The sequence below is a fragment of the Guptibacillus hwajinpoensis genome (assembly GCF_020524165.1).
GTDB lineage: Bacteria > Bacillota > Bacilli > Bacillales > Guptibacillaceae > Guptibacillus > Guptibacillus hwajinpoensis_D.
This window is the reverse complement of the sequence record NZ_JAIVKU010000004.1, coordinates 1,093,943-1,115,916: the sequence shown is the minus strand read 5'-3', so window position 1 is coordinate 1,115,916 and position 21,974 is coordinate 1,093,943. Positions and strand designations below refer to the sequence as shown.

21 protein-coding genes are annotated in these 21,974 nt (G+C 41.1%); 19 read left to right on the top strand and 2 right to left on the bottom strand.

Annotated features, from left to right (window positions below):
* The first annotated feature begins 85 nt into the window (after nt 1-85).
* Both LC090_RS12775 and LC090_RS12770 read left to right on the top strand, forming a co-directional pair.
* A complete protein-coding gene (locus tag LC090_RS12775; protein WP_226658383.1) occupies nt 86-874 on the top strand; it encodes a patatin-like phospholipase family protein in 789 nt (262 codons plus the stop codon).
* Nucleotides 871-1,899, top strand: a complete 1,029-nt coding sequence (locus tag LC090_RS12770; RefSeq protein ID WP_226658382.1) for a SepM family pheromone-processing serine protease — start codon at nt 871-873, stop codon at nt 1,897-1,899. Before LC090_RS12775 ends, LC090_RS12770 begins: the two co-directional genes overlap by 4 nt.
* 35 nt (nt 1,900-1,934) lie before the next feature.
* On the opposite strand, the gene LC090_RS12765 is transcribed toward LC090_RS12770, so the two are convergent.
* Nucleotides 1,935-3,146, bottom strand: coding sequence for a nucleotidyltransferase (locus LC090_RS12765; protein WP_226658381.1), 1,212 nt, complete (start codon nt 3,144-3,146; stop codon nt 1,935-1,937).
* 185 nt (nt 3,147-3,331) lie between these two features.
* Here LC090_RS12765 and LC090_RS12760 point away from each other — a divergent pair, with 185 nt between their 5' ends.
* The 4 genes from LC090_RS12760 to LC090_RS12745 all read left to right on the top strand — a co-directional run bounded on the left by LC090_RS12760 (nt 3,332) and on the right by LC090_RS12745 (nt 5,667).
* The gene (locus LC090_RS12760) at nt 3,332-3,868 is read left to right on the top strand and encodes a YceD family protein (RefSeq protein WP_160919243.1); all 537 of its coding nucleotides are present in this window, start codon (nt 3,332-3,334) and stop codon (nt 3,866-3,868) included.
* Nucleotides 3,869-3,914: 46 nt separating this feature from the next.
* Nucleotides 3,915-4,088: a 50S ribosomal protein L32 gene (gene rpmF, locus LC090_RS12755; protein WP_098443283.1), complete on the top strand. Its 174-nt coding sequence runs from the start codon at nt 3,915-3,917 to the stop codon at nt 4,086-4,088.
* Between the two features lie 79 nt (nt 4,089-4,167).
* Nucleotides 4,168-4,929, top strand: coding sequence for an enoyl-CoA hydratase/isomerase family protein (locus LC090_RS12750; RefSeq protein WP_226658380.1), 762 nt, complete (start codon nt 4,168-4,170; stop codon nt 4,927-4,929).
* Nucleotides 4,930-5,103: 174 nt separating this feature from the next.
* The gene (locus tag LC090_RS12745; RefSeq protein WP_226658379.1) at nt 5,104-5,667 is read left to right on the top strand and encodes an RsfA family transcriptional regulator; all 564 of its coding nucleotides are present in this window, start codon (nt 5,104-5,106) and stop codon (nt 5,665-5,667) included.
* A 25-nt stretch (nt 5,668-5,692) separates the two neighbouring features.
* Here LC090_RS12745 and LC090_RS12740 read toward each other — a convergent pair whose 3' ends face one another.
* Nucleotides 5,693-6,166 carry an N-acetyltransferase gene (locus LC090_RS12740; protein WP_226658378.1) on the bottom strand — a complete coding sequence of 158 codons (474 nt, stop codon included), beginning with the start codon at nt 6,164-6,166 and terminating at the stop codon, nt 5,693-5,695.
* 226 nt (nt 6,167-6,392) lie between these two features.
* On the opposite strand from LC090_RS12740, the gene LC090_RS12735 reads away from it, so the two are divergent.
* From LC090_RS12735 to LC090_RS12675, 13 genes are all read left to right on the top strand, one after another.
* The gene (locus tag LC090_RS12735) at nt 6,393-7,730 is read left to right on the top strand and encodes an acetyl-CoA carboxylase biotin carboxylase subunit (RefSeq protein ID WP_226658377.1); all 1,338 of its coding nucleotides are present in this window, start codon (nt 6,393-6,395) and stop codon (nt 7,728-7,730) included.
* A gap of 24 nt (nt 7,731-7,754) precedes the next feature.
* A complete protein-coding gene (locus tag LC090_RS12730) occupies nt 7,755-7,967 on the top strand; it encodes a biotin/lipoyl-binding carrier protein (protein ID WP_226658376.1) in 213 nt (70 codons plus the stop codon).
* Between the two features lie 55 nt (nt 7,968-8,022).
* Nucleotides 8,023-9,555, top strand: a complete 1,533-nt coding sequence (locus LC090_RS12725; protein WP_226658375.1) for an acyl-CoA carboxylase subunit beta — start codon at nt 8,023-8,025, stop codon at nt 9,553-9,555.
* Between the two features lie 111 nt (nt 9,556-9,666).
* Nucleotides 9,667-10,548 (top strand): 2-dehydropantoate 2-reductase, encoded by an 882-nt coding sequence (locus tag LC090_RS12720; RefSeq protein WP_255648089.1) that lies wholly within the window; start codon nt 9,667-9,669, stop codon nt 10,546-10,548.
* Between the two features lie 18 nt (nt 10,549-10,566).
* Nucleotides 10,567-10,950 (top strand): DUF3397 domain-containing protein, encoded by a 384-nt coding sequence (locus tag LC090_RS12715; protein ID WP_226658373.1) that lies wholly within the window; start codon nt 10,567-10,569, stop codon nt 10,948-10,950.
* A gap of 100 nt (nt 10,951-11,050) precedes the next feature.
* Complete coding sequence (bshC, locus tag LC090_RS12710) at nt 11,051-12,673, top strand: bacillithiol biosynthesis cysteine-adding enzyme BshC (RefSeq protein ID WP_226658372.1); 1,623 nt, start codon at nt 11,051-11,053, stop codon at nt 12,671-12,673.
* Nucleotides 12,674-13,055: 382 nt separating this feature from the next.
* Nucleotides 13,056-13,487 (top strand): division/cell wall cluster transcriptional repressor MraZ, encoded by a 432-nt coding sequence (mraZ, locus tag LC090_RS12705; RefSeq protein ID WP_224600203.1) that lies wholly within the window; start codon nt 13,056-13,058, stop codon nt 13,485-13,487.
* A 34-nt stretch (nt 13,488-13,521) separates the two neighbouring features.
* The gene (gene rsmH, locus LC090_RS12700) at nt 13,522-14,451 is read left to right on the top strand and encodes a 16S rRNA (cytosine(1402)-N(4))-methyltransferase RsmH (protein ID WP_226658371.1); all 930 of its coding nucleotides are present in this window, start codon (nt 13,522-13,524) and stop codon (nt 14,449-14,451) included.
* A 32-nt stretch (nt 14,452-14,483) separates the two neighbouring features.
* Nucleotides 14,484-14,855, top strand: coding sequence for a cell division protein FtsL (ftsL, locus tag LC090_RS12695; protein WP_224600201.1), 372 nt, complete (start codon nt 14,484-14,486; stop codon nt 14,853-14,855).
* Between the two features lie 20 nt (nt 14,856-14,875).
* Complete coding sequence (locus tag LC090_RS12690) at nt 14,876-17,077, top strand: penicillin-binding protein (protein ID WP_226658370.1); 2,202 nt, start codon at nt 14,876-14,878, stop codon at nt 17,075-17,077.
* Between the two features lie 62 nt (nt 17,078-17,139).
* Nucleotides 17,140-19,059, top strand: a complete 1,920-nt coding sequence (locus LC090_RS12685) for a stage V sporulation protein D (protein WP_226658369.1) — start codon at nt 17,140-17,142, stop codon at nt 19,057-19,059.
* A 97-nt stretch (nt 19,060-19,156) separates the two neighbouring features.
* Entirely contained in the window at nt 19,157-20,620 is a 1,464-nt protein-coding gene (locus LC090_RS12680; RefSeq protein ID WP_226658368.1) for a UDP-N-acetylmuramoyl-L-alanyl-D-glutamate--2,6-diaminopimelate ligase, read from the top strand.
* Nucleotides 20,617-21,972: a UDP-N-acetylmuramoyl-tripeptide--D-alanyl-D-alanine ligase gene (locus LC090_RS12675; protein WP_226658367.1), complete on the top strand. Its 1,356-nt coding sequence runs from the start codon at nt 20,617-20,619 to the stop codon at nt 21,970-21,972. The genes LC090_RS12680 and LC090_RS12675 overlap by 4 nt, the downstream gene beginning before the upstream one ends.
* Nucleotides 21,973-21,974 lie beyond the last annotated feature (2 nt).

Sequence of the window (21,974 nt, the reverse complement as noted above, 5' to 3'; positions counted from 1 at the left end):
TAACCTGTCCGATAATTAAAATATACGTATGTGAGGCACAATTAGACCATATGATTAAGCAGGTATAGACAGGGAGGCGTTCTTAATGAACCGTCCGAAGATTGGATTAGCTCTCGGGTCTGGAGGAGCAAGAGGATTTGCGCATCTAGGGGTCCTGAAGGTACTTCTCCAAGAGAAAATTCCTATTGATTTCATCGCCGGAAGTAGCATGGGGTCGTTAGTCGGTGCGATATATGGATCGGGTCATGATGTAGCTACTATGGAAAAAATGGCATCGCTTTTTCGGAGAAAGTATTATTTAGACTTTACTGTGCCAAAGATGGGATTTATTGCAGGGAACAAAGTGAGAAGTTTAATTGAAACGTTAACTCACGGAAAAAAGATTGAGGATATGGATCCACCTCTAGCAATCGTAGCAACAGATATCATTAAAGGAGAAAAGGTTGTTTTTCGAACAGGATCGGTTGCGCAAGCGGTTAGAGCAAGTATTGCCATACCTGGAATATTGGTTCCTGAAAAGATTGGAGACCGACTTTTAGTCGATGGTGGCGTAATTGATCGCGTCCCTGTTTCAGTTGCAAGGGAGATGGGGGCCGATCTTGTTATTGCTGTTGACGTATCGAATGTAAAAAAAGAGCCTGATGTGACCTCCATTATCGACGTGATTATGCAGAGTATTGATATTATGCAAAACGAAATGGTCCGTCTACACGAGATTAATGCAGATGTCATGATAAAACCAGGTTTGGAATCCTTTCAATCACGAGCTTTTACAAACGTACTTGATATCATTAAAATCGGAGAGGAAGAAGCCTATCGCCACCTTGAGCAAATTCACCAGGTGGTGAAGGTGTGGAAGGAGAAAAACAAATGAATCGAAGCACCAAGAAATTCACCTATGTGTGGGCAATCATCCTAGTATTGGTGGCGGCCTTTACATTCATTGACCTGCCCTATTATGTCACTACGCCGGGAGAAGCGAGAGTATTAGATGAAGTGATTAACGTCGATGGTGGTTCTCAAGATGGTGGCGATTTTATGCTAACCACTGTTCGAGTCGGTGAAGCGAATGTGATCCAGTATATTTGGGCCCAATTCAACGAATACCATGAGTTAATTGATGAAGATTTAATCAAGCGTGAAGGCGAGTCAGATGAAGAATATCATCAAAGACAGTTGGACGTCATGGCCAACTCACAGACAAGTGCTACGATTGTAGCTTATCAGGCAGCCAATAAAGATATTACCATTACGAAAAAAGGTGTGCTGGTTACTGGCATCATTGAAGGGATGCCCGCTGATGGGAAATTAGAAGTAGGCGATTTGATTGTGAAGGTTGATGGAGAAAAGGTGCAAGAAACAGAGCAACTTCTTGATCAACTTGGTGCTTATAAGAAGGAAGATACAGTTAAATTGACGATCAAAAGAGATGGGAAAGAAAAAGAAGTTGAGCTTGGATTTACAGAGTTTCCAGAGGCTTATAATACAGAAGATGGAAAAGTAGGTGTTGGCATTACGGGTCCTGTCACAGCGACTACAATCAAGACCGATCCTTCCATTAAAATCAATACAGATGAAATTGGTGGACCCTCAGCGGGGTTAATGTTTACTCTAGAAATATATAATCAATTAACGGAAGAAGATTGGACAAAAGGGTATGAAATCGCTGGAACCGGTACCATCAATGATAAAGGTGAAGTTGGACCGATTGGTGGAATAAAGCAAAAGATTGTAGCAGCAGATGGATCTGGGGCAGAAATTTTCTTTGCACCAGTGGCACATTCTAATTATGATGATGCACTGGAAGCGGCGAAAGATATTGAGACGGATATGAAGGTTGTTCCAGTCGAAACGTTTGATGATGCACGTGAGTACTTAAAACAATTGAAACAAAAGTAAAAGGAATAGGCCTGGCGGTAACCGCCAGGCCTATTTTACTTCATTAGTGGTACAGATTTGTACTCTTTTTGTAGAAAATTCTCTTGATGATGCCCGTGGTAGCCTAGCGCATACACGAGACTAGCCCGTCTTTCAATCGTTAGAAATGGGTGCTCATTTTGATTGATATTGGAGACGAGGGGAACAGAGAGAGAGCCTTTTTTTTGTCTTAGAAATGTGCGACCTGATTTCGTCATCCCAAGAATGCGAATGTACGGGGCCTTCCCTTCAAGTGAGGGTTTCATCTCCTCTTTGGTTGTCTGTGTAAGGATATGAAGTGCAAAGCGTTGAATTCTTGTCCACGTATAGCGCTTCGTTTTTACAAGCTCCATAAAGGATTGAAAGCTTGGCGCTCTTTTCGCCATTGCGATGAGTCGGTTTTCAAGACCCTCTTCTGCTTCATAGATTGATGAAAGATCTTCACTATTTGTCGTAAGAAGTTTATACCTTAGCAGATGATAAAGGTTGTGCCAGCCGTTGAACTCGTTATATGTATGTTGGTAGTGATGTAACGCTTCATAGGTTGCGTGCGGGATATAATTGTTTATGTGATCAAGAGATCTGCCTTTTAACAATTCCGTTCGAATACTCGTTGCGCTTGCAATTTGTGTATCAACAAATTCTTTATCATGATAGCCCGCCTTGGTTCGTAAAATGGTGAACGGTTCTATATGAGAATGCAGGTCTTGAATCGCTTTTACATAGTGATACCCGAGAATGTTATTAGGTTGAGAAAGATCAAGGACGTTTTCGTGCCCCTCTAGCGTTTCAAAAGCGAGCGATGTTGCTTTCGGATAGCTAAACCCCTGACCCATATAAAACTTAATTCGCTCGTCATATTCCTTTTTGTTGCTATGAATGAAAGAGGTCGTTTTTTTGAATTCTTCGATTTGACCTGATTCACTTCCAAAACAAACGGTATCCACGCCAAGTGAGGTTAAGAGAGAGAGGGCACCTTTTGCAAAAATTTCCGCCTTTTGGGTAGCATATACGTAAGGTAGTTCGATCACAAGGTCCACACCATTGTTAATAGCCATTTCTGTTCGTGTCCATTTATCAACGAGTGCCGGTTCTCCGCGTTGAAGGAAAGAGCCGCTCATAACCGCTATAACAACTTCCGCATCAGTGGCTTTTTTCGATTCTTGGAGGTGGTAGAGATGACCATTGTGGAAGGGATTGTATTCCACAACAACGCCAACAGATTTCATATAGTTACTCCTTCCGATCCAATCTGATTGGACATCCATTTTTATTAGTTGAATTCAAGGTTTTTTCTCTGGTATGATAAACATTATACCAAGATTTTCAATGAAACAACTGGTGTAAAGAAAAAATATTGACATTTGCTTAATTTGTAGCTATAATACTTTTGTTGCCTTGAGGTGATACACAGATGAAATGGTCAATTGAACAATTGAAGTCCTATAAATTAAAAGGCCTTACAATTGACGAAGAAGTGAATGTAGAGGAACTGAAGGAACGTAATCCAGACATCCGTGAGATTACGCCAGTTCATGTTACCGGTGAAACATCGTTTCATGGTAATAAGGTTACCTTTCATCTTACAGTGAAAGGCAAAATGGTTCTACCATGTGCCAATACACTCGAAGATGTTGATTTTCCGTTCGTACTTCGCCCAATGGAGACATTTGTGCTTGAAGCAAACACAAATGGCGTTGATTTTGAGGTAGAAGATGAAGAAATTCATCAAGTTTCGGGAAATACGGTTGACTTAGTTCCGTATATTAAGGAAAATATACTTTTGGAGATTCCGATTCGCGTAGTGAAATATAGCTCTGAATCGGAAGAAATGCCAAAAAAATCGGGTAATGGTTGGGAAGTGATTACGAAGGAACAGCCGAAAGAAAAGGTTGATCCTCGTATGGCCGGTTTAGCTGATTTTTTCAATAAGGAAAATGAAGATAACTAGATCATGATTTCCGTAAGACTGTTAACTTTTTAAGGAGGTGGAAACAATGGCAGTACCAGCTAGAAGAACTTCTAAAACGCGTAAAAACAAGCGTCGTACTCATTATAAATTAGAAGTACCAGGAATGGTAAAGTGCCCTAATTGCGGCGAATACAAACTTTCTCACCGTGTTTGTAAAGAGTGTGGAAATTACAAAGGTGAAAACGTAGTAAGCAAGTAATCTTGCGAAACAGAGAGAGGAATCTCTCTGTTTTTTTATGTGCTTAATTATTTGATTTTTCTGAAAGGGGTGGAGCGAAATGACGAGTGTAATCGTTGCGCGACGGAATCAGGCAGCCATCATAACCATTCATCGACCAGAACAAAGGAATGCGATTAATTTTGAGGTAATGGATCAGTTAACACACGCAATTGAAACGGTCGAAGCAGACGAAAGCGTCAGCTATATTGTACTTACTGGTAGCGGGGAAAAAGTATTTTGTAGCGGTGGGGATGTGAGGGCATTTCAAGAACTTCAGACAGAAGATCAGGCCTATCCAATGCTGCGTAAAATGGGGAATGTCCTTGATCGGTTGTTTTTCTGCAAAAAACCGACTGTAGCGCTTTTAAACGGCCATGCAGTGGGTGGTGGGCTGGAGCTTGCGATGGCATGCGACTATCGCGTTGCGCGAGCCAATATACAAGTGGGATTTATACAAGGGTCAATTGGATTAACCACGGGATGGGGTGGCTCAACGTATGCCTTAACAAGAATGAATCATTCGGAAGCTTTAACGATGCTTATGAGTGCTGATCGTTATTCAAGTGAGGAGGCACTCATGAACGGTTGTCTATCTTATGTTACTCGTGAACTTCCATGGAAAGAAGAGGCTTATCATTACATAGAAAATCTTTTAAAGAGGTCTCCTCTAATTCTCTCAGCATATAAAACTTACTGGCTTAATAGTCTCGATCGCAATTTCATTCGCCTTCGAGTTGAAGAAGAAATTAAAAGCTGTGCATGCTTATGGGCTACTGAGGAGCATCATCGAGCAGTAGAGGCATTTTTAAACCGGGGATAGTCATTTCAGAAACTTGAGCATGTAAAGACGTTTTTCGTGTTCTGAATCAAGAAAAGATGCGCATCCCTTTTGCTAGTGGGATATAAGAATAGAGATTCTTTCTTAAATAGAAGAGTCTACTATATCTAGTAAAGGCATATGATGACTGTAAAACAGTTATTGGGGGGATTGTGAGTGGTACCGATTCGCCAGGATGCTTGGTCGAAAGATGAAGATGTATTATTAGCTGAGGTTGTGTTACGTCATATTAGAGAATCAAGTACACAACTAGCGGCATTTGAAGAAGTAGGAAAGACGCTGTCTCGAACTTCAGCTGCTTGTGGTTTTCGATGGAATTCGCTTATTCGAAAACAGTATGAGGCGGCGATCGCACTAGCAAAGAAGCAGCGGAAGGAACAAAAGAAACAGCAAGTTGAAACAAAAGCGGCTTCAGTAGAAGAAGATCGAAGCATTGATTTAATCGATGAAGCTATTAGCCTGTTAATTACATCGAAAAGCTATCTATCTGAATCAAATAAAAGTGAAGCTTCGCTACAAGAAGTGCTTGCTGAAAACCTTATGCTAAAACAAAACCTTCATCAGCTAGAAAAAGAGTACCTCACTGTACAGGAAGATTATCAATCCCTATTAGAGATTATGGAAAAGGCGAGGAAAATGGTAATCTTTCAAGAAGAAGATGCGGGAAGTTTGCGATTTCAAATGGATGCGAACGGTAATTTAGAGAAAATAAAGAAATAGGAGCCCTTAAGCTCCTATTTCTTCGTTACTCCTGTTCAGTTACCCCTTCTGGATACCATACATAAGGATTTTCTCCGCGATCTCGTTCGGGTTGATAGGTGACTGCTTCGAAGCCCATCTTCTCCCAGAATTCACCTGACCCTTGTCTTGCGTTCGTTTTCACAGGCAAATTGAAGGTCTTTGCAAAATTCACAAGTGTGGAACCATAATCACGATTATGGTATTGCGGAAGTACTTCAAGTTTCCAGAGTTCAAGATAATCCTGTGGTGGATCAAAATAGCGATCGTATTTACCATCGATACGATACAAGCTCATTCTAGCAACAAGCTTATCCGCATAGTAAATACCGTAAAATGGTGATTCACTATCATTCTCAATGATGTTGTCTTGAAGATCCTCCAACATTGAAAGTTCTTGAATACCAAACTCTTTAAACTTCTTAAACTCCTCTAGAGTTTTGTAGTTAATGACAAGTGGACGAACTGTTAGATCTACCATAGCGGCCCCCTCCAAGCATGCTTCTTATACTCTAAGATGATTAGAAGTAAAAACTTCTACCTCTTTTATTATAACCGAAAACACAAAACTTTTCTTCATTTCAAAAAACAAAGTATAAAAGGAATAATTTGAATATTTATTGAAACGAACTGGCTATTTAATGATATGATAAATGTAAGGGTTTTCAAACCTGTTAATTCATAATTGTGGTGAGAGGGGCGATACTTTGAAAAAAATCCTAATAGCGAATCGTGGCGAAATTGCAGAACGTATTATAAGGACATGCAACAAACTTGATCTTGAAACGGTTGCTGTTTATTCGAGTGCAGATAAGGATCTACCATATGTCAGGCAAGCAACAGTCGCATATGAGATTGGAGATCCACCTGCAGCAAAGTCTTACTTGAATCAGGATGAAATTCTTCGCGTGGCAAAAGAAGAAAATGTTGATGCCATTCATCCTGGCTATGGTTTCTTATCTGAGAATGCTTCATTTGTCAGGAGGATCAGAGAGCAGGGAATCACGTTTATTGGACCTTCTGCAGAAGTTGTAGAGGCCATGGGTGATAAGATTACAGCCAGAAAAACAATGCAGGAAGCTGGAGTCCCGGTTGTACCAGGTAGCGGAGAAATTGTTGATGTAACAGAAGCCGTTGCCTATGCGAATGAGATCACCTATCCAATAATGTTAAAGGCTGCAGCAGGTGGTGGTGGAATTGGTATGCAGCGTTGTGAAAATGATCAAGAGCTAGAGAAAGCATTCGTATCTAGTCAAAACCGTGCGAAAGCCTATTTTGGCAATGGCGCAATGTTCGTTGAAAAATTCATTGACGATGCGCGTCACATCGAGGTTCAAATTGTAGGAGACATCCACGGAAACGTCGTTCATCTCTATGAGCGCGATTGCTCGATTCAAAGGCGAAATCAGAAGGTTCTAGAAGAAACGCCGTCACCATTCTTATCTGAAGAGACACGCCGCCAAATAGGTGAAGCTGCTTTACTTGCTGCTAAACACGTTAACTATACGAATGCTGGAACGGTCGAATTTGTCATGGACCAGGAAGAGAATTTTTATTTTCTAGAAATGAACACGAGATTGCAAGTGGAGCACCCTATTACTGAAGAGACTATCGGCATCGATTTAGTCGAGTGGCAAATTAACGTTGCAAAAGGGGAAGAGCTTCCACTCAAACAGGAGGAAATTAAACCTACAGGGCACAGTATTGAACATAGACTATATGCGGAAGACCCCACTTCTTTTATGCCTTCTCCAGGCAAGATCGAAGCGCTTCAATTTCCTGAAATAGAAGGTGTCCGCATTGATTCAGGTTATGAAAGCGGGTCAACGGTTTCCCCGTTTTATGATCCTATGATTGCGAAAATCATTGTGTCAGGAGCCAGCCGTGAAGAAGCGGTGAAAAGAAGTATCGATTTCTTTGCTGCATTTTCGCTTACGGGGATTAAGCATAATGGACCGCTATTTACCCAATTACTTAAAGAAAATAATTTTCAACAAGGAAACTACTCAACATCTTATTTAGCAAAAATTCTTGTAAAAAAATAACTTTACTGAAAAGGAATGATAGACATGCAAGAAGTTAAAGCATCAATGGCGGGTACGGTTTTGAATGTAATGGTTGGTGAAGGAGATACGATTACTGCAGGACAGGAGCTCGTTATGCTTGAATCAATGAAAATGGAGATACCAATTGAAGGTGTGGAAGAAGGTACCGTAGCAGAGGTTAAAGTTAATGTTGGCGATTTTGTAAACGAAGGTGATGTACTCGTTACGGTAAAGTAAGTGCGTATTCTGAACGAGCGCTCGATCTAATCCCAGCTGAAGGAGGATTTTTACTATGAATCATCTAGAAGAGCTTTTAACGTCTAGAGCATCAGAGGTTGAGTCAGGCGGTGCTGAGAAATATCACCAGAAGTTAAAGGACACGAACAAATTGTTTGTTCGTGATCGCCTGAAGCTTCTGTTTGACAATGGAGAATACACAGAAGACGGAAAATTTGCAAATAATCTTGCGAAAGATCTACCGGCTGATGGAGTGGTAACAGCAATCGGTAGCGTAAATGGCGAGAAAGTATGTGTAATGGCGAATGATTCCACTGTAAAAGCTGGCTCATGGGGAGCACGAACAGTCGAAAAAATCATTCGCATTCAAGAAACAGCGATGAATCTTAAAGTACCTCTTTTGTATCTTGTGGATTCAGCAGGCGCGCGCATTACAGATCAGCTAGAAATGTTTCCGAATCGTCGCGGAGCCGGAAGGATTTTTCATAATCAAGTAAAAATGTCTGGGATGGTACCGCAGGTTTGCTTGCTATTTGGTCCATCAGCGGCAGGTGGGGCTTACATACCAGCATTCTGTGATATTGTAATCATGGTAGATAAAAATGCCTCGATGTATCTTGGCTCTCCAAGGATGGCTGAAAAAGTGATCGGAGAAAAAGTAACGTTAGAACAAATGGGTGGTGCACGCATGCACTGCAGTACGAGTGGATGCGGAGATGTACTTGCTGAAAATGAAGAGCATGCAATCGAACTTGGAAGAAGCTATTTAAGTTATTTTCCGGGGAATTTCCATAAGCAGACTCCTCGTCTAGAAGGTAAGCTTCCTTCTCTTGAGAAATCGATTAGTGAAATTGTACCTGAAAATCAAAATGCACCATTTAATATGTATGATCTAATCGATGCCCTCGTTGATGGCGAAAGTTTTTTTGAAATGAAAAAACTTTTTGCACCAGAATTAGTTACGGGCTTTGCCCGAATTGATGGACGAGTTGTAGGACTGGTTGCCAATCAACCTAAAGTAAAGGGTGGGGTGCTTTTTGTGGACTCAGCGGATAAAGGGGCTAAATTTATTCAGCTTTGTGATGCGTACCATATTCCGCTGATTTTTCTTGCAGATGTTCCGGGCTTTATGATTGGGACGAAAGTAGAAAGTGCTGGAATTATAAGACATGGCGCAAAACTTATTGCAGCTATGAGTTCTGCCACCGTTCCAAAAATTTCAGTTGTCGTAAGAAAAGCCTATGGTGCTGGATTGTATGCGATGGCTGGTCCTGCTTTTGAACCGGATTGTTGTATTGCACTTCCAACTGCACAGATTGCAGTAATGGGTCCTGAAGCAGCAGTAAACGCCGTATATGCAAACAAAATCAATGCTATTGAGGATCCTAAAGAGCGTATCGAATATGTGAAAGAGAAGCATCAGGAGTATAAAGAGCACATTGACATTTATAAATTAGCATCAGAGTTAATCGTCGATGATATCGTACCTGGTAGCGAATTACGTAACGTGTTAGTCGATCGGTTAAGTTATTATGAAACAAAAGAAATGGAAGCGCCAGCTAAGAAACATCCCGTTTATCCTGTATAAAATGTTGGGAAATCCCTTAACTTAACTGTTAAGGGATTTTTTTCTCTTCAACAGGATCAACGTGTGCTAAACTTTATATGATAGACATCCCACGAGAAGGTGGCGGAGAAGTTGAACGTAACGATTATTGGAGCCGGATCAATTGGGTTACTAGCGGCTGCCAAGTTGGCATTAAACGGACATGAGATATCAGTCGTATGCCGTCGTAAGCATCAGGCTGATGAGATAAAAAAGGGCATCATCTACATAAATAGAAATAAATCACAGCGGATTGATGTTCGTGTATCGGATCATTTGAGTCCAGAGCATACAGATTTACTCATTGTGGCTGTCAAATCGAATCATATTCCTTCAGTGGTAGCGATGATTAAAAACGTATATCAAGGCTCGAAGTTGCCTGATCTCCTGTTTATCCAAAATGGAATGGGTCACCTTTCATCGATCGATTTGCTAGCACATAATGTACTAGTGGGTGTGGTAGAGCATGGGGCGAGGAAGATCAATGAAAGTACAGTTGAACATACGGGGAGCGGCGTCGTAAGAATTAGCACTTATGCAGGTGTTCCGAATAGAGTTACAGCTCTTTCAAGCGAGGATTTTCCAATTTTTTATGAAAATGATTGGTACGCAATGCTTGCAAAAAAATTAGTCATAAACTGCGCAATTAATCCTCTGAGCAGTATTTATCATGTTTTAAATGGAGAGCTTTTGCATAATGCAAGGTTTTATAGTCTAATGCGAGAAATAGTAAAAGAAACGTGCGGAGTTCTCCAGTTAGAATTTGAACGTTCTTGGAACGATGTGCAGCTTGTATGCAGGCGAACAAGTGCCAATACGTCTTCTATGCTTGCGGATGTAACAGCAGGGAGAGTAACAGAAATCGATGCAATCACCGGTTATATATTGAAAGAAGCAGAAGCATGCGGCAAGCATGTACCTTTTTCAAGGTTTGTCTATGATAGCGTGAAGGGTCTTGAGATGGTAACGAGATAGAGAAGGGAGTCTCATGAAATGGAAAACCTCTTATCATGGATTGTAGCAACGGCCGTGACAGCCCCACTGCTCGCATGGTACCTGGTCTATATTATTACAGTAAAAATGACACGAAAGAAAAAATTCTCCTTTCGTCTTGCAGTAGATCTTTCTACAATCTTTTTTATCTTAAGCGTACATTTTATTCTAATTGAATTAGTTGGAAAGTCTTTTCTCTGGGTCATTTTATTAATGATTATTGGAGCCGCAGGAGCTTTTACTGTTCTGCACTGGAAAACAAAAGATGACATTCATATTCATAAAGTAATAAAAGGCGCGTGGCGATTTAATTTTTTACTGTTCTCGACAGGATATGTTCTTCTTTTGCTTATTGGGTTAGTGCACCGAATTATTTCGGTCTAACTCATAAGCTTTTTTTTTGGTAGCGATGAGGAAGTTTGATATACTAACAAAGGATTAAATAGGCGGAATAGTAACGGTGTCAAGAAAGGAAGAAATATTAATGAGACTCAAAGAAACATTCCTTCCAGGATCAAATGCAATTGCAACAGATTATATTGCTGAGAAACCAACACTCTCAGCTTTTTTTGACTATACATACCAGGACGACTCTTCATATGAACAGCGATACAAGGAGTTAATGGAACGTCATCAAGATCGTACTAAGCTGACGCAACACTTGATATTATTTAATGAGCAATTCGAAGCGGAAGAACCTGCACTTAGAAATATTGAGCGGTTAAAGCAACCAGAAGCGGTTACGGTTGTAGCGGGTCAGCAGGCAGGCGTGTTAACCGGGCCTCTCTATACAATTAATAAAGCAATATCCGTTATTAAATTAGCAGAAGAGAAGGAACAGAAGCTCGGCGTTCCTGTTATACCTGTTTTTTGGGTAGCCGGGGAAGATCATGATTATCATGAAGTGAATCATATTTACTCGTATGATGAAGGGCGCGAGCGGAAAGAAGCAGTGCCTCAAAAACAAATGACAAAGCAGGCATTATCTGATATATCGCTTGATCATGAAGCGATCAATACTTGGACGCGTGACATGCTCAAACGTTTTGGGGAAACCTCCTATACGAAAGAGATACAAGGGTTTCTTGAAGGTGTAACTGAGAAGTCTAATACGTACGTTGATCATTTCTGTTACATCATGACAAAGCTTTTTTCAAAGCATGGACTTGTACTCGTGGATTCAGGTAACCGAGATTTTCGTCGTCTTCAGACGGACGCGTTTAAACAAATGATTCAACAAAACGAATCAATCAATGAAGGGGTTTTAACTCAGGCGGCTCATCTCCGTGAAGAGAATTATCCAATTGGAGTTGACCTTGATGACCAACAAGCGAATTTATTCGTAAAGGTAAATGGCGAGCGGATTTTACTAGAACGACTTGACGGGAGATTTGAGGGGAAAACGACTTCCGTTTCATTCTCAAAAGAAGAAATGCTTGAATTAGCGGAACGTCAGCCGGAAGATTTAAGTAACAATGTTGTAACAAGACCGATCATGCAGGATTTCATGTTTCCTGTGCTAGGGTTTGTTGCTGGACCGGGAGAACTTGCTTACTGGGCTTTACTGAAGCCTGCCTTTCATACTTTTGGAATAAAAATGCCTGTCATTGTGCCGCGACTTACATTTACGCTTATTGAGCGTCATATTCATAAATATGTCGATGATCTCTCTTTATCAGAGGATGAAATCCTAAAATCAGGGATTGATCACTTAAAAGAAACTTATATGCGCCAGTTAGATGATGTGGGAATTGGGCCTACATTTAAAGATGCTAAGTTGAAAGTGGAGGAAATACATCAAAATCTTCGTGATTTAACCGAATCCGTTGATCGTGGACTTAATCGCTTCGCGGAAAAAAATGGCCGGTTTCTTCAAAGGCAGCTTGACCTTCTTCAACAAAAACTCTATCAATCACTCGAGTATCAGCATGAAAATACGCTGGCAAAATTCGATGAGATAGGCTTTGCATTAAAGCCCAACGGAGCTCCGCAAGAGCGTAAGTGGAATGCTGTCTATTATTTAAATTGGCATGGTTTGGATTTTGTGGATCAAATGATGGAACTTGAACTTCCCTTCAATGATAAGCATAAGGTGATTTATCTTTAGAGGAAAGAAGGCATTAAAAAGGCTGGAGTGGGTATCTCGATTCCTAACTATATAGGTGAAAAGCTGCCGGATCATTCTGGCAGCTTTTCTTAGTTTCGCCAATAGATTTGAGAAATGGCCAATAAAAATGGGATTTAGCTAATATCATTCGAATTTGGCCAATATACCCCTATCAGACATAATTTCATTCGACAAATAGCGGGGGGTGACAGGCACCCCCAGATTGGCATATCGTCCATTTGTTAAAAAAGCAAATATTTTTAAAGAAAAATCCTGCTGAACAGCAGGATTTTTGTGTTGTGGTACGAATTAATTTTTTAGTGGTGAAAAGTGGGGAGTTGTGGTAACTTAGAGGTAGAAAGTGGGAGAGGTGGAGGAAGCCATGTTTATGGGGGAATATCAACATACTGTTGATGAAAAAGGCAGAATGATTATTCCCGCTAAGTTCCGTGAAGAACTTGGAGATACCTTCGTCCTCACTCGCGGGTTAGATAAATGCATTTTCGGCTACCCAATGACAGAATGGGAAGTTCTTGAAGAGAAAATGAAATCACTCCCTTTTACAAAGAAAGATGCTCGTGCTTTTACCCGATTCTTTTTCTCTGGTGCGACTGAATGCCAACTAGATAAACAGGGCAGGGTAAATATTGCCGGAACATTACGCCAGTATGCAGGGCTTGAGAAAGAATGCGTTGTAATTGGTGTGTCAAATCGATTGGAAATTTGGGACAAAGCGGTCTGGGAAGAGTATTTCAATGCATCTGAAGAATCTTTTTCAGAAATCGCGGAAAGTATGATGGATTTCGATTTGTAGAAGGGCAATATGGAATGAAGGTTAAGGTGTCGCTATGTTTGAACACATTACAGTACTAAAAGAAGAAGCAGTAAACGCGCTAAACATTAAAGAAGATGGCATTTATGTTGATTGTACGCTTGGTGGTGGTGGTCATTCAAAAGCGATTTTGGATCAGCTAACCACAGGGCATCTCTATGCATTTGATCAAGATCAATGGGCAATTGATAATGCCAAAACAACACTTGCAGGGTATGAGGACAAGCTTACGGTTATCGAACGAAATTTCAGCTTTATTAAAGAGGCGTTAGCTGACCTCGGTGTTGAAGGCGTTGATGGAATTTTATTTGACCTTGGTGTTTCCTCTCCGCAGCTTGATAAGGGTGAGCGGGGGTTTAGTTATCAACATGATGCACAGCTGGATATGAGGATGGATCAATCTTCCAGTTTATCAGCGTACGAAGTGGTGAATGAGTGGGAGTACGAACGTCTCGTCTCGATTTTTTTCAAATTTGGTGAAGAAAAGTTCTCAAAACAAATCGCTCGCAAAATTGAAAAAGCAAGAGACTTAAAACCGATTGAAACCACATTTGAACTCGTTGATCTCATTAAAGATGCTATTCCTGCACCTGCGAGAAGGAAAGGGGGACATCCCGCTAAAAGAATTTTTCAAGCGATTCGTATAGCGGTAAATGATGAGCTGAAAGTATTTGAGCAGGCTCTAATTGACGGAATGTCCATTTTGAACCCAGGCGGACGCATGAGTGTTATTACATTCCATTCACTTGAAGACCGGATATGTAAAACGACGATGAAAGAAGCAGCTTCAGGACCAGAACTTCCACCTGGAATGCCGATTATTCCCGATGCTTACCAGCCAGATATGAAGCTGGTAACAAGAAAGCCAATTCTACCATCTGAAGAAGAGCAGGAAGCAAACAGACGTGCACGATCAGCGAAGCTTCGTGTGGCAGAGAAAATGTAAAGATAAAAATATAAGAAAGTGCAAGGGGGAAAATGATGAGTAACCTGGCGTATAAGTATCAGCAGCAGCAACAAACGCAAAAGCAAGTTGAAACAAAAAAGCAAGCGGTTTATGTAGAACGTGGACGCATAACAAAGGGAGAGAAAATGCTCTGGATGATGCTTGTACTTACATTTGTGGCAGCGTCAATTTTTATGGTTTCGAATTACGCTACAATTTATAACTTGAATACGAGTCTGCAGCAAGCAGAAGCAGACCAACGTGTTCAAAGTAAACAAAACGAAGAGCTTCAAGTAAAAGTAACTGAGCTTAGTGCACCTGGTCGAATTGTGAACATTGCCGAAGAAAAATTAGGCATGGAGCTAAATGATCAAAACGTAGAAGTGATCAACAAGGGATCATAATTTCGGAGGTTTGCACTATCATGAAAGAAACAAACAAGAACTCACATATTAATGTTGGAGCAGCGATTTTAATGTCACTATTTGTCCTGCTCTTTTTTGCTTTTATTGGAAGGTTTTTCTATATTGAATGGACGCAGGAAGTTTCCGGTTCCGACGGTGAAAAAGTGGACTTAATGGAGCTTGGAAAGGATAAATGGACGCGTAGCAAAATTCTTGAAGCGGATCGGGGTACCATTTATGACCGCACAGGAGAAAACGCGCTTGCCACTGACATTCCTTCCTTTACACTGCGAGCGATTTTAGATGAAAAATATGAAGATCATGTAAAAGATGTTCCCAAAACTGCGGCTGCACTTGCACCGATTCTAGAGATGGAGCAATCTGACGTTACCGAAATCTTATCTAGAGAAGGGTTGTTTCAAGTAGAGTTCGGAGCATCTGGAAAAAACTTGAGTCTGACACAAAAAGAAGAAATTGAAAAACTTGATTTACCTGGAGTTGGCTTCATTCCTACGAAAACGCGCCTTTATCCGAACGAAGAGTTTGCTTCCCATCTCCTTGGGTTTACAAACGAAAATGAAGAAGGGGTTCAGGAAGGTCTACTAGGATTAGAAAAGGAATTGAACAAGTATCTTATCCCTCAAGAAGGAAAAGAAACGTACCAGAGTGATCGAGAAGGGTTTAAACTTCCTTATGGTAATGAAAACATTACCCCTTCTAAGAGTGGGAACGACGTTTATTTAACAATTGATCAAAAAATACAGGTATTAATGGAAAACGCCTTAAACGAAGCGCAGGAGAAATTTAACCCTGAGCGTATGACAGCGATTGTCGCTGATCCAGATACTGGGAAGATTTTAGCGATGGGAAACCGACCAACGTTTGATCCTAATTTAAGAGACGTCTCAAACTATACGAATATGGCGCTAACTGCGTTTGAACCGGGCTCCACGATGAAGGTTTTTACTGTTGCGGCGGCGATTCAAGAAGGTGTTTATAATGGAGACGAACTTTTCCAATCAGGGCAATATTCTGTACCAGGTGGTCGAGTAAGTGATCACAACGGTGGAGAAGGTTGGGGGATGATTAGCTTTGATGAGGGAATTCGTCAGTCCTCCAACGTAGCAGCTTCCATTCTCGTGAAAGAAAAGCTAGGTTATGAGAAGTATGAAGATTATTTAACGAAATTTGGATTGGATGCAAAAACTGGAATAGATCTTCCCGGAGAAGCGTCATCTAGAATTACCTATAGTGGCGAGCTTGAACGAATTACGACTGGTTTCGGACAGGGGTCCACAATTACTCCAATTCAACAAGTTCAAGCGATTTCTGCCATTGCAAACGGTGGGAAAATGATGAAGCCGTACGTGATTGAGAAAATTGTTGATCCTGAATCAAATGAAGTGAAACTCAATCATGAGCCGAAAGTAGCTGGAGAGCCCATTTCGAAGGAAACCGCAAAGGAAACGCGTGATCTTCTTCGTACGGTTGTGACTGATGGAACGGGTACTCCTTATAATATAGAAGGTTATGATATTGCCGGTAAAACAGGTACCGCCCAAATTTCTGAAGGCTCAAAAGGGTATATGAGTGGATACGGAAACAACATCTTCTCCTTTATTGGGATGGCTCCAGCTGATGACCCGGAATTAGTCGTTTATGTGGCAGTTGATCGGCCTGAACTTGAGTATCCAGAACTAGGAAGTGATCCGGTTTCTCTCATTTTTAACACAGTTATGAAAAACAGCCTTCAGTATTTAAATATCGATCCGATTGACAAGAAAGACAATACTTCTGAGGAATCTGAAGAAACAGAGTCCGGTCAAGTATTAAACGATGTTACGGGCATGAGTGTTGAAGATGCTAAGAAACAACTAGAAGCGAAAGGATTATCTGTCACGGCTCTTGGCGAGGGAGAAGTTGTTAGTCAATCGCCGCGGCCGAGTACGAAAATTCTTAATGGTGAACGAATTATTTTGCAAACGGAAGATCATGCAACCATGCCTGATATAACTGGATGGTCGCTTGCCGATGTTATGAAACTTGTTGAGCTGGTCGACTTGAAACCAAATATAATGGGATCGGGTTACGTGGCGAAGCAAGGAATTGAGAAGGGAAGCACGATTAAAAAAGACGACTACCTCGTAGCTGAATTAAAGTCACCTTCTTCTGAAGTTGAGCAGGAAGAACCTGAGGAAGAAGCAGAACCAATTACGGACTAGCAGGTCTATCTCTCGAACGAATAACATATAGTGGAACGAGCATAATCAGGGAGGATGAGTTTATGCGCGTTTCGAATGTCACTGTTCGAAGAAGACTTGTAATTGCTCTGATCGTTGGACTATTTGTTTTTGCTGTAGTCGTTGTACGACTTGGTTATGTACAGCTGGTGATGGGAAGTTGGCTTAGCGAGAAAGCAAAAGATTCTTGGAGTCGAAACATCCCATTTGAACCGAGTAGAGGAGAGATTCTTGATCGAAACGGTGTAGCACTCGCAACGAACATTAGTGCTCCATCTGTCTTGATTGTACCGAGACAGCTTCAAAATCCAGCAGCTACAGCCGAAGCTCTTGCAGCTTCCCTCAATACAAGTAAAGAAAAAGTGTATGAAACAATTACTCAGAATGAATCAATGGTTTGGATCCGACCTGAAGGCAAGAAAATGACGAATGAGAAAGCAAACGAAATTCGAAAGTTGAATCTTGCTGGTGTCTACATTGCTGAAGATAACAAACGTCATTATCCAAATGGAGATTTTTTAGCGCATGTTCTTGGTTTTAGTGGGATTGATAATCAAGGTTTAACAGGCATTGAACTTTATTATGATGAAGAATTAAGTGGCGAAAAGGGACAGGTTGAATATTACGCCGATGCAAAAGGAAAGCGGATGCCATCCCTTGCAGACGATTATACAGAGCCTGTTGATGGACTCGATCTTCGCTTAACAATTGATTCTAAAATCCAAACGATTATGGAACGTGAGCTTGATATTGCTGAAGCGACTTATCATCCAGATGGAGCAGCTGCCATCGCGATGGATCCAAATACAGGTGAAATTCTTGGTATGTCTTCAAGGCCAGACTTTAATCCTGAAGAATTTCAAGAAGTCTCTCCAGACGTTTGGAACCAAAATAAACCGGTTTGGAGCACGTATGAACCGGGATCAACATTTAAAATCATTACTCTCGCTGCAGCGCTTGAAGAAGGAGAAGTTGATCTAGAAAATGATCACTTTCATGACCCGGGTAGCATTGAAGTAGCTGGAACAAAGTTAAGGTGTTGGAAAGCAGGCGGTCATGGGAGTCAGACTTTTTTAGAAGGTGTTCAAAACTCTTGTAACCCTGGTTTTGTGCTACTGGGGGAACGTCTTGGTAAGGAGAAGCTCTTTTCTTATATTGACAAATTTGGTTTTGGTGAGAAGACTGGCATCGATTTACAGGGTGAAGCAAGTGGGATTTTATTCGATGTTGATAACGTAGGGCCACTAGAGCTTGCAACTACAGCATTTGGTCAAGGAGTTTCAGTTACTCCAATCCAGCAAGTGACTGCAGTCTCAGCAGCTGTAAATGGTGGCACACTTTATGAACCGTATATCGCAAAAGAATGGCTAGATCCGGAAACTGGAGCTGTGGTAAGCAAAAACACCCCTACAGCGAAACGTCAGGTAATCTCAGAAGAAACATCAAAAGAAGTAAGGCATGCACTTGAAACAGTAGTGGCGCTTGGAACTGGAAAAAACGCTTACGTGGACGGATACCGTGTAGGTGGGAAAACCGGAACAGCTCAAAAGGCAAAAGACGGTGCCTATTTAAAAAATAACCACATTGTCTCTTTTATCGGATTTGCACCAGCTGATGATCCACAAATTGTTGTGTACGTGGCAATTGACAATCCGAAAGATACCCTTCAATTTGGGGGTATTGTTGCAGCACCTATCGTAGGTAACATTATCCAGGATAGTTTGACGGTTATGGGCGTTGAAAAAAGGGAAGACCAGATTGAGAAAGAAAAGACATGGCAAGATGAAGAGATGATCGAAATGCCGAATTTAGTGGGAATGTCATCAAAAGAAATTCGTGAAGCCATGTATAATTTGAAAATTGATTCAAGTGGCGAAGGCGATATCGTTGTCGCTCAGGCGCCGGAACCTGGTGTGAAATTACCGGTTGGTTCAGAAATTCGGCTTTATATGGGTGACAAATAAGCGACCGGTGAGTACAATAAGTAGTGAACAAGCCAAGGCGTATGCTCTTGGCTTGTTTTCTGAAAATATGTCAGCAAACTAGAAAGGTTTGAAAGAGATGAAATTACACGATCTTCTCCATGCATTACTTACATATAAGCAGGTAGGAAAAGGGAATCCCGAAATCAGCACGATTGAAAGTGATAGCCGAGAAGTAACAGAGGGCAGTCTTTTCGTCTGCATTCCGGGTTATACCGTAGATGGGCATGATTTTGCCGAACAGGCTGTTCAACAGGGGGCTGTTGCGCTCGTTTCAGAAAAAGAACTTCCTGTATCCGTGCCAGTTATTCTTGTTAGAGATGCGCATCGTGCTCTCGCAGAACTTGCCAATTGTTTTTATCAGCACCCAACGAAATCTTTTTCATTAATTGGCATTACAGGTACAAATGGAAAAACAACCGTTTCTCATTTAATCGAACAGATTCACAGCGATAAGAAGCAGACAACAGGATTAATTGGCACGATTAATATGAAAATAGCCAATGAAGAATTTGAAACTAAGAACACAACCCCGGAGCCGCTGTTGCTTCAAAAACAATTTGCAAGAATGCGCGAGAGCAACGTAGATACGGCCGTGATGGAAGTTTCTTCTCATGCTTTAACGCTCGGGCGAGTAAGAGGTTGTGACTATGATATTGCTGTATTTACCAATTTAACACAAGACCATCTAGATTATCATGGGACGATGGAAGAATACCGCCAGGCAAAAGGTCTTCTTTTTTCACAATTAGGTAATACATATGATACGGGGAGAAAAAAGGTCGCTGTACTTAACGCAGATGATGATGCTACTCTTCAATATGAGCAAATGACTTCAGCGCATATTTTAAGATATGGCATTGATCGTGACGCAGATATTCGAGCTGAAGAAATTTCGTTTTCTGCAAATGGGACAAGATTCCGCTTACTAACGCCAGAAGACATTCGTGATGTTAAACTGATGCTTACAGGTAAATTCAGCGTATACAATGCACTCGCAGCAATCGCTGCATGTCTTGCGAACGGATTGGAACTAGATCATATTCTAAATAGTCTTGAAAAAATCGCGGGTGTACCTGGTCGCTTTGAACTAGTCGACGAGGGACAACAATTCCCTGTTATCGTTGATTATGCTCATACACCGGATAGTCTTGAGAATGTTTTATTAACTGTAAAAGAAATGGCAAAAGGAAACGTTTTTGCAGTCGTTGGATGTGGGGGAGACCGTGATCGAACGAAACGACCACTTATGGCTAAGATTGCTACGGAATTAGCTGATACAGCCGTCTTAACATCAGATAATCCGCGAAGTGAAGACCCTGAACTCATTTTAGACGATATGGTTGAAGGTGTAAAAGGTCATTATATTAGGATAACGGATCGTTCGGAAGCGATTCAGCACGCCATTACACATGCAGTTGATGGTGATGTTGTTCTAATCGCAGGAAAAGGTCATGAAACCTATCAAATCGTCGGGGATCAAGTTCTTGATTTCGATGATCGACAAATTGCACGTCAAGCCATAAAGGAGCGAAAAGGATGAAATTCTCATCGAAATTACTAAACGAAATCAGTCATGGACCAGTTGATCACGAACTGGTCTTTGAAGGTGTGGCGACGGATACGCGTAGGGATTGTACCAATAAACTATTCGTTCCAATCGTGGGTGAAGTATTTGATGGCCATCGATTTATTGATGCCGCGATCGTTAATGGAGCGACGGGAACACTTTGGGAGAAAAACAAGCCTTTTCCTAAAGACTTGGAAGGCAAAATCAATGTTTATGAAGTAGACGATACGACTGTCGGCTTTCAAGAACTCGCGAAACAGGTACTTAAACAGCAAAAACCCTATGTCATTGGAGTTACTGGAAGTAACGGAAAAACAACTGTGAAAGATATGCTTGAAGCTGTACTTAGTCCAAAGTATAAAACGTTTAAAACACAAGGGAATTTAAACAATCATTGGGGTCTGCCAATGACTGTGCTTGCGATGCCTGAAGACACCGATGTGTTGATTTTAGAAATGGGCATGAGTGGACTTGGAGAAATTTCACTTCTAACCCAAATCGCACAACCTGATGTAGCAGTTATTACAAATATTGGTGAGTCACATTTACTTCAACTTGGTAGCCGTGAAAATATTGCTAAAGCAAAGATGGAGATAGCTGAAGGACTCAAGTCTGATGGCGTACTCGTCATTGATGGTGATGAGCCATTGCTAACGCCAACTCATAAAAACGTGATTTCATGCGGCTACGAAGACAATAATGAGCTTCAAATTGATCACGTAGAAAAGCGAGAAAATGGTTATGTGTTTACACTAAAAAATGAAAAAGAGCCGTTCGAAATTTCATTATTAGGTAAACATAATATTAAAAACGCCGTATATAGCATTGCTTCTGCAAGAAGGCTTGGGATGACGGATGACCAAATTCGACAATCTCTCTCTTCCTTAAAATTAACTGGAATGAGGCTTGAACAATTTCGATTATCCACCGGTGCGCTCATTATTAACGATGCGTATAACGCAAGTCCAACTTCAATGAAAGCAGCATTAGAAACGCTCGCTGAATTAGAAGGGTTTAATAAAAAAATCGCTATTCTTGGGGATATGTATGAACTTGGCGATCAGGAAGAATTTCTTCACAGGGACATTGCAACCTCAGTAAAACCATCGATTACAGAAGTGATTACCGTTGGTGACAAAGCAAAATGGATTTATGATGGGATGAAGGAAAATGAAACGCAAGTACCTGCTGTTTCCTTTGACAACAAAGAAGATGCCGCATCCTATTTATCGGGTCGACTTGATGATCAAACAGCTGTTTTATTAAAAGCATCAAGAGGACTAGGACTCGAAACCATACTACAGGCATTAGGGAAAGAATCATAAGG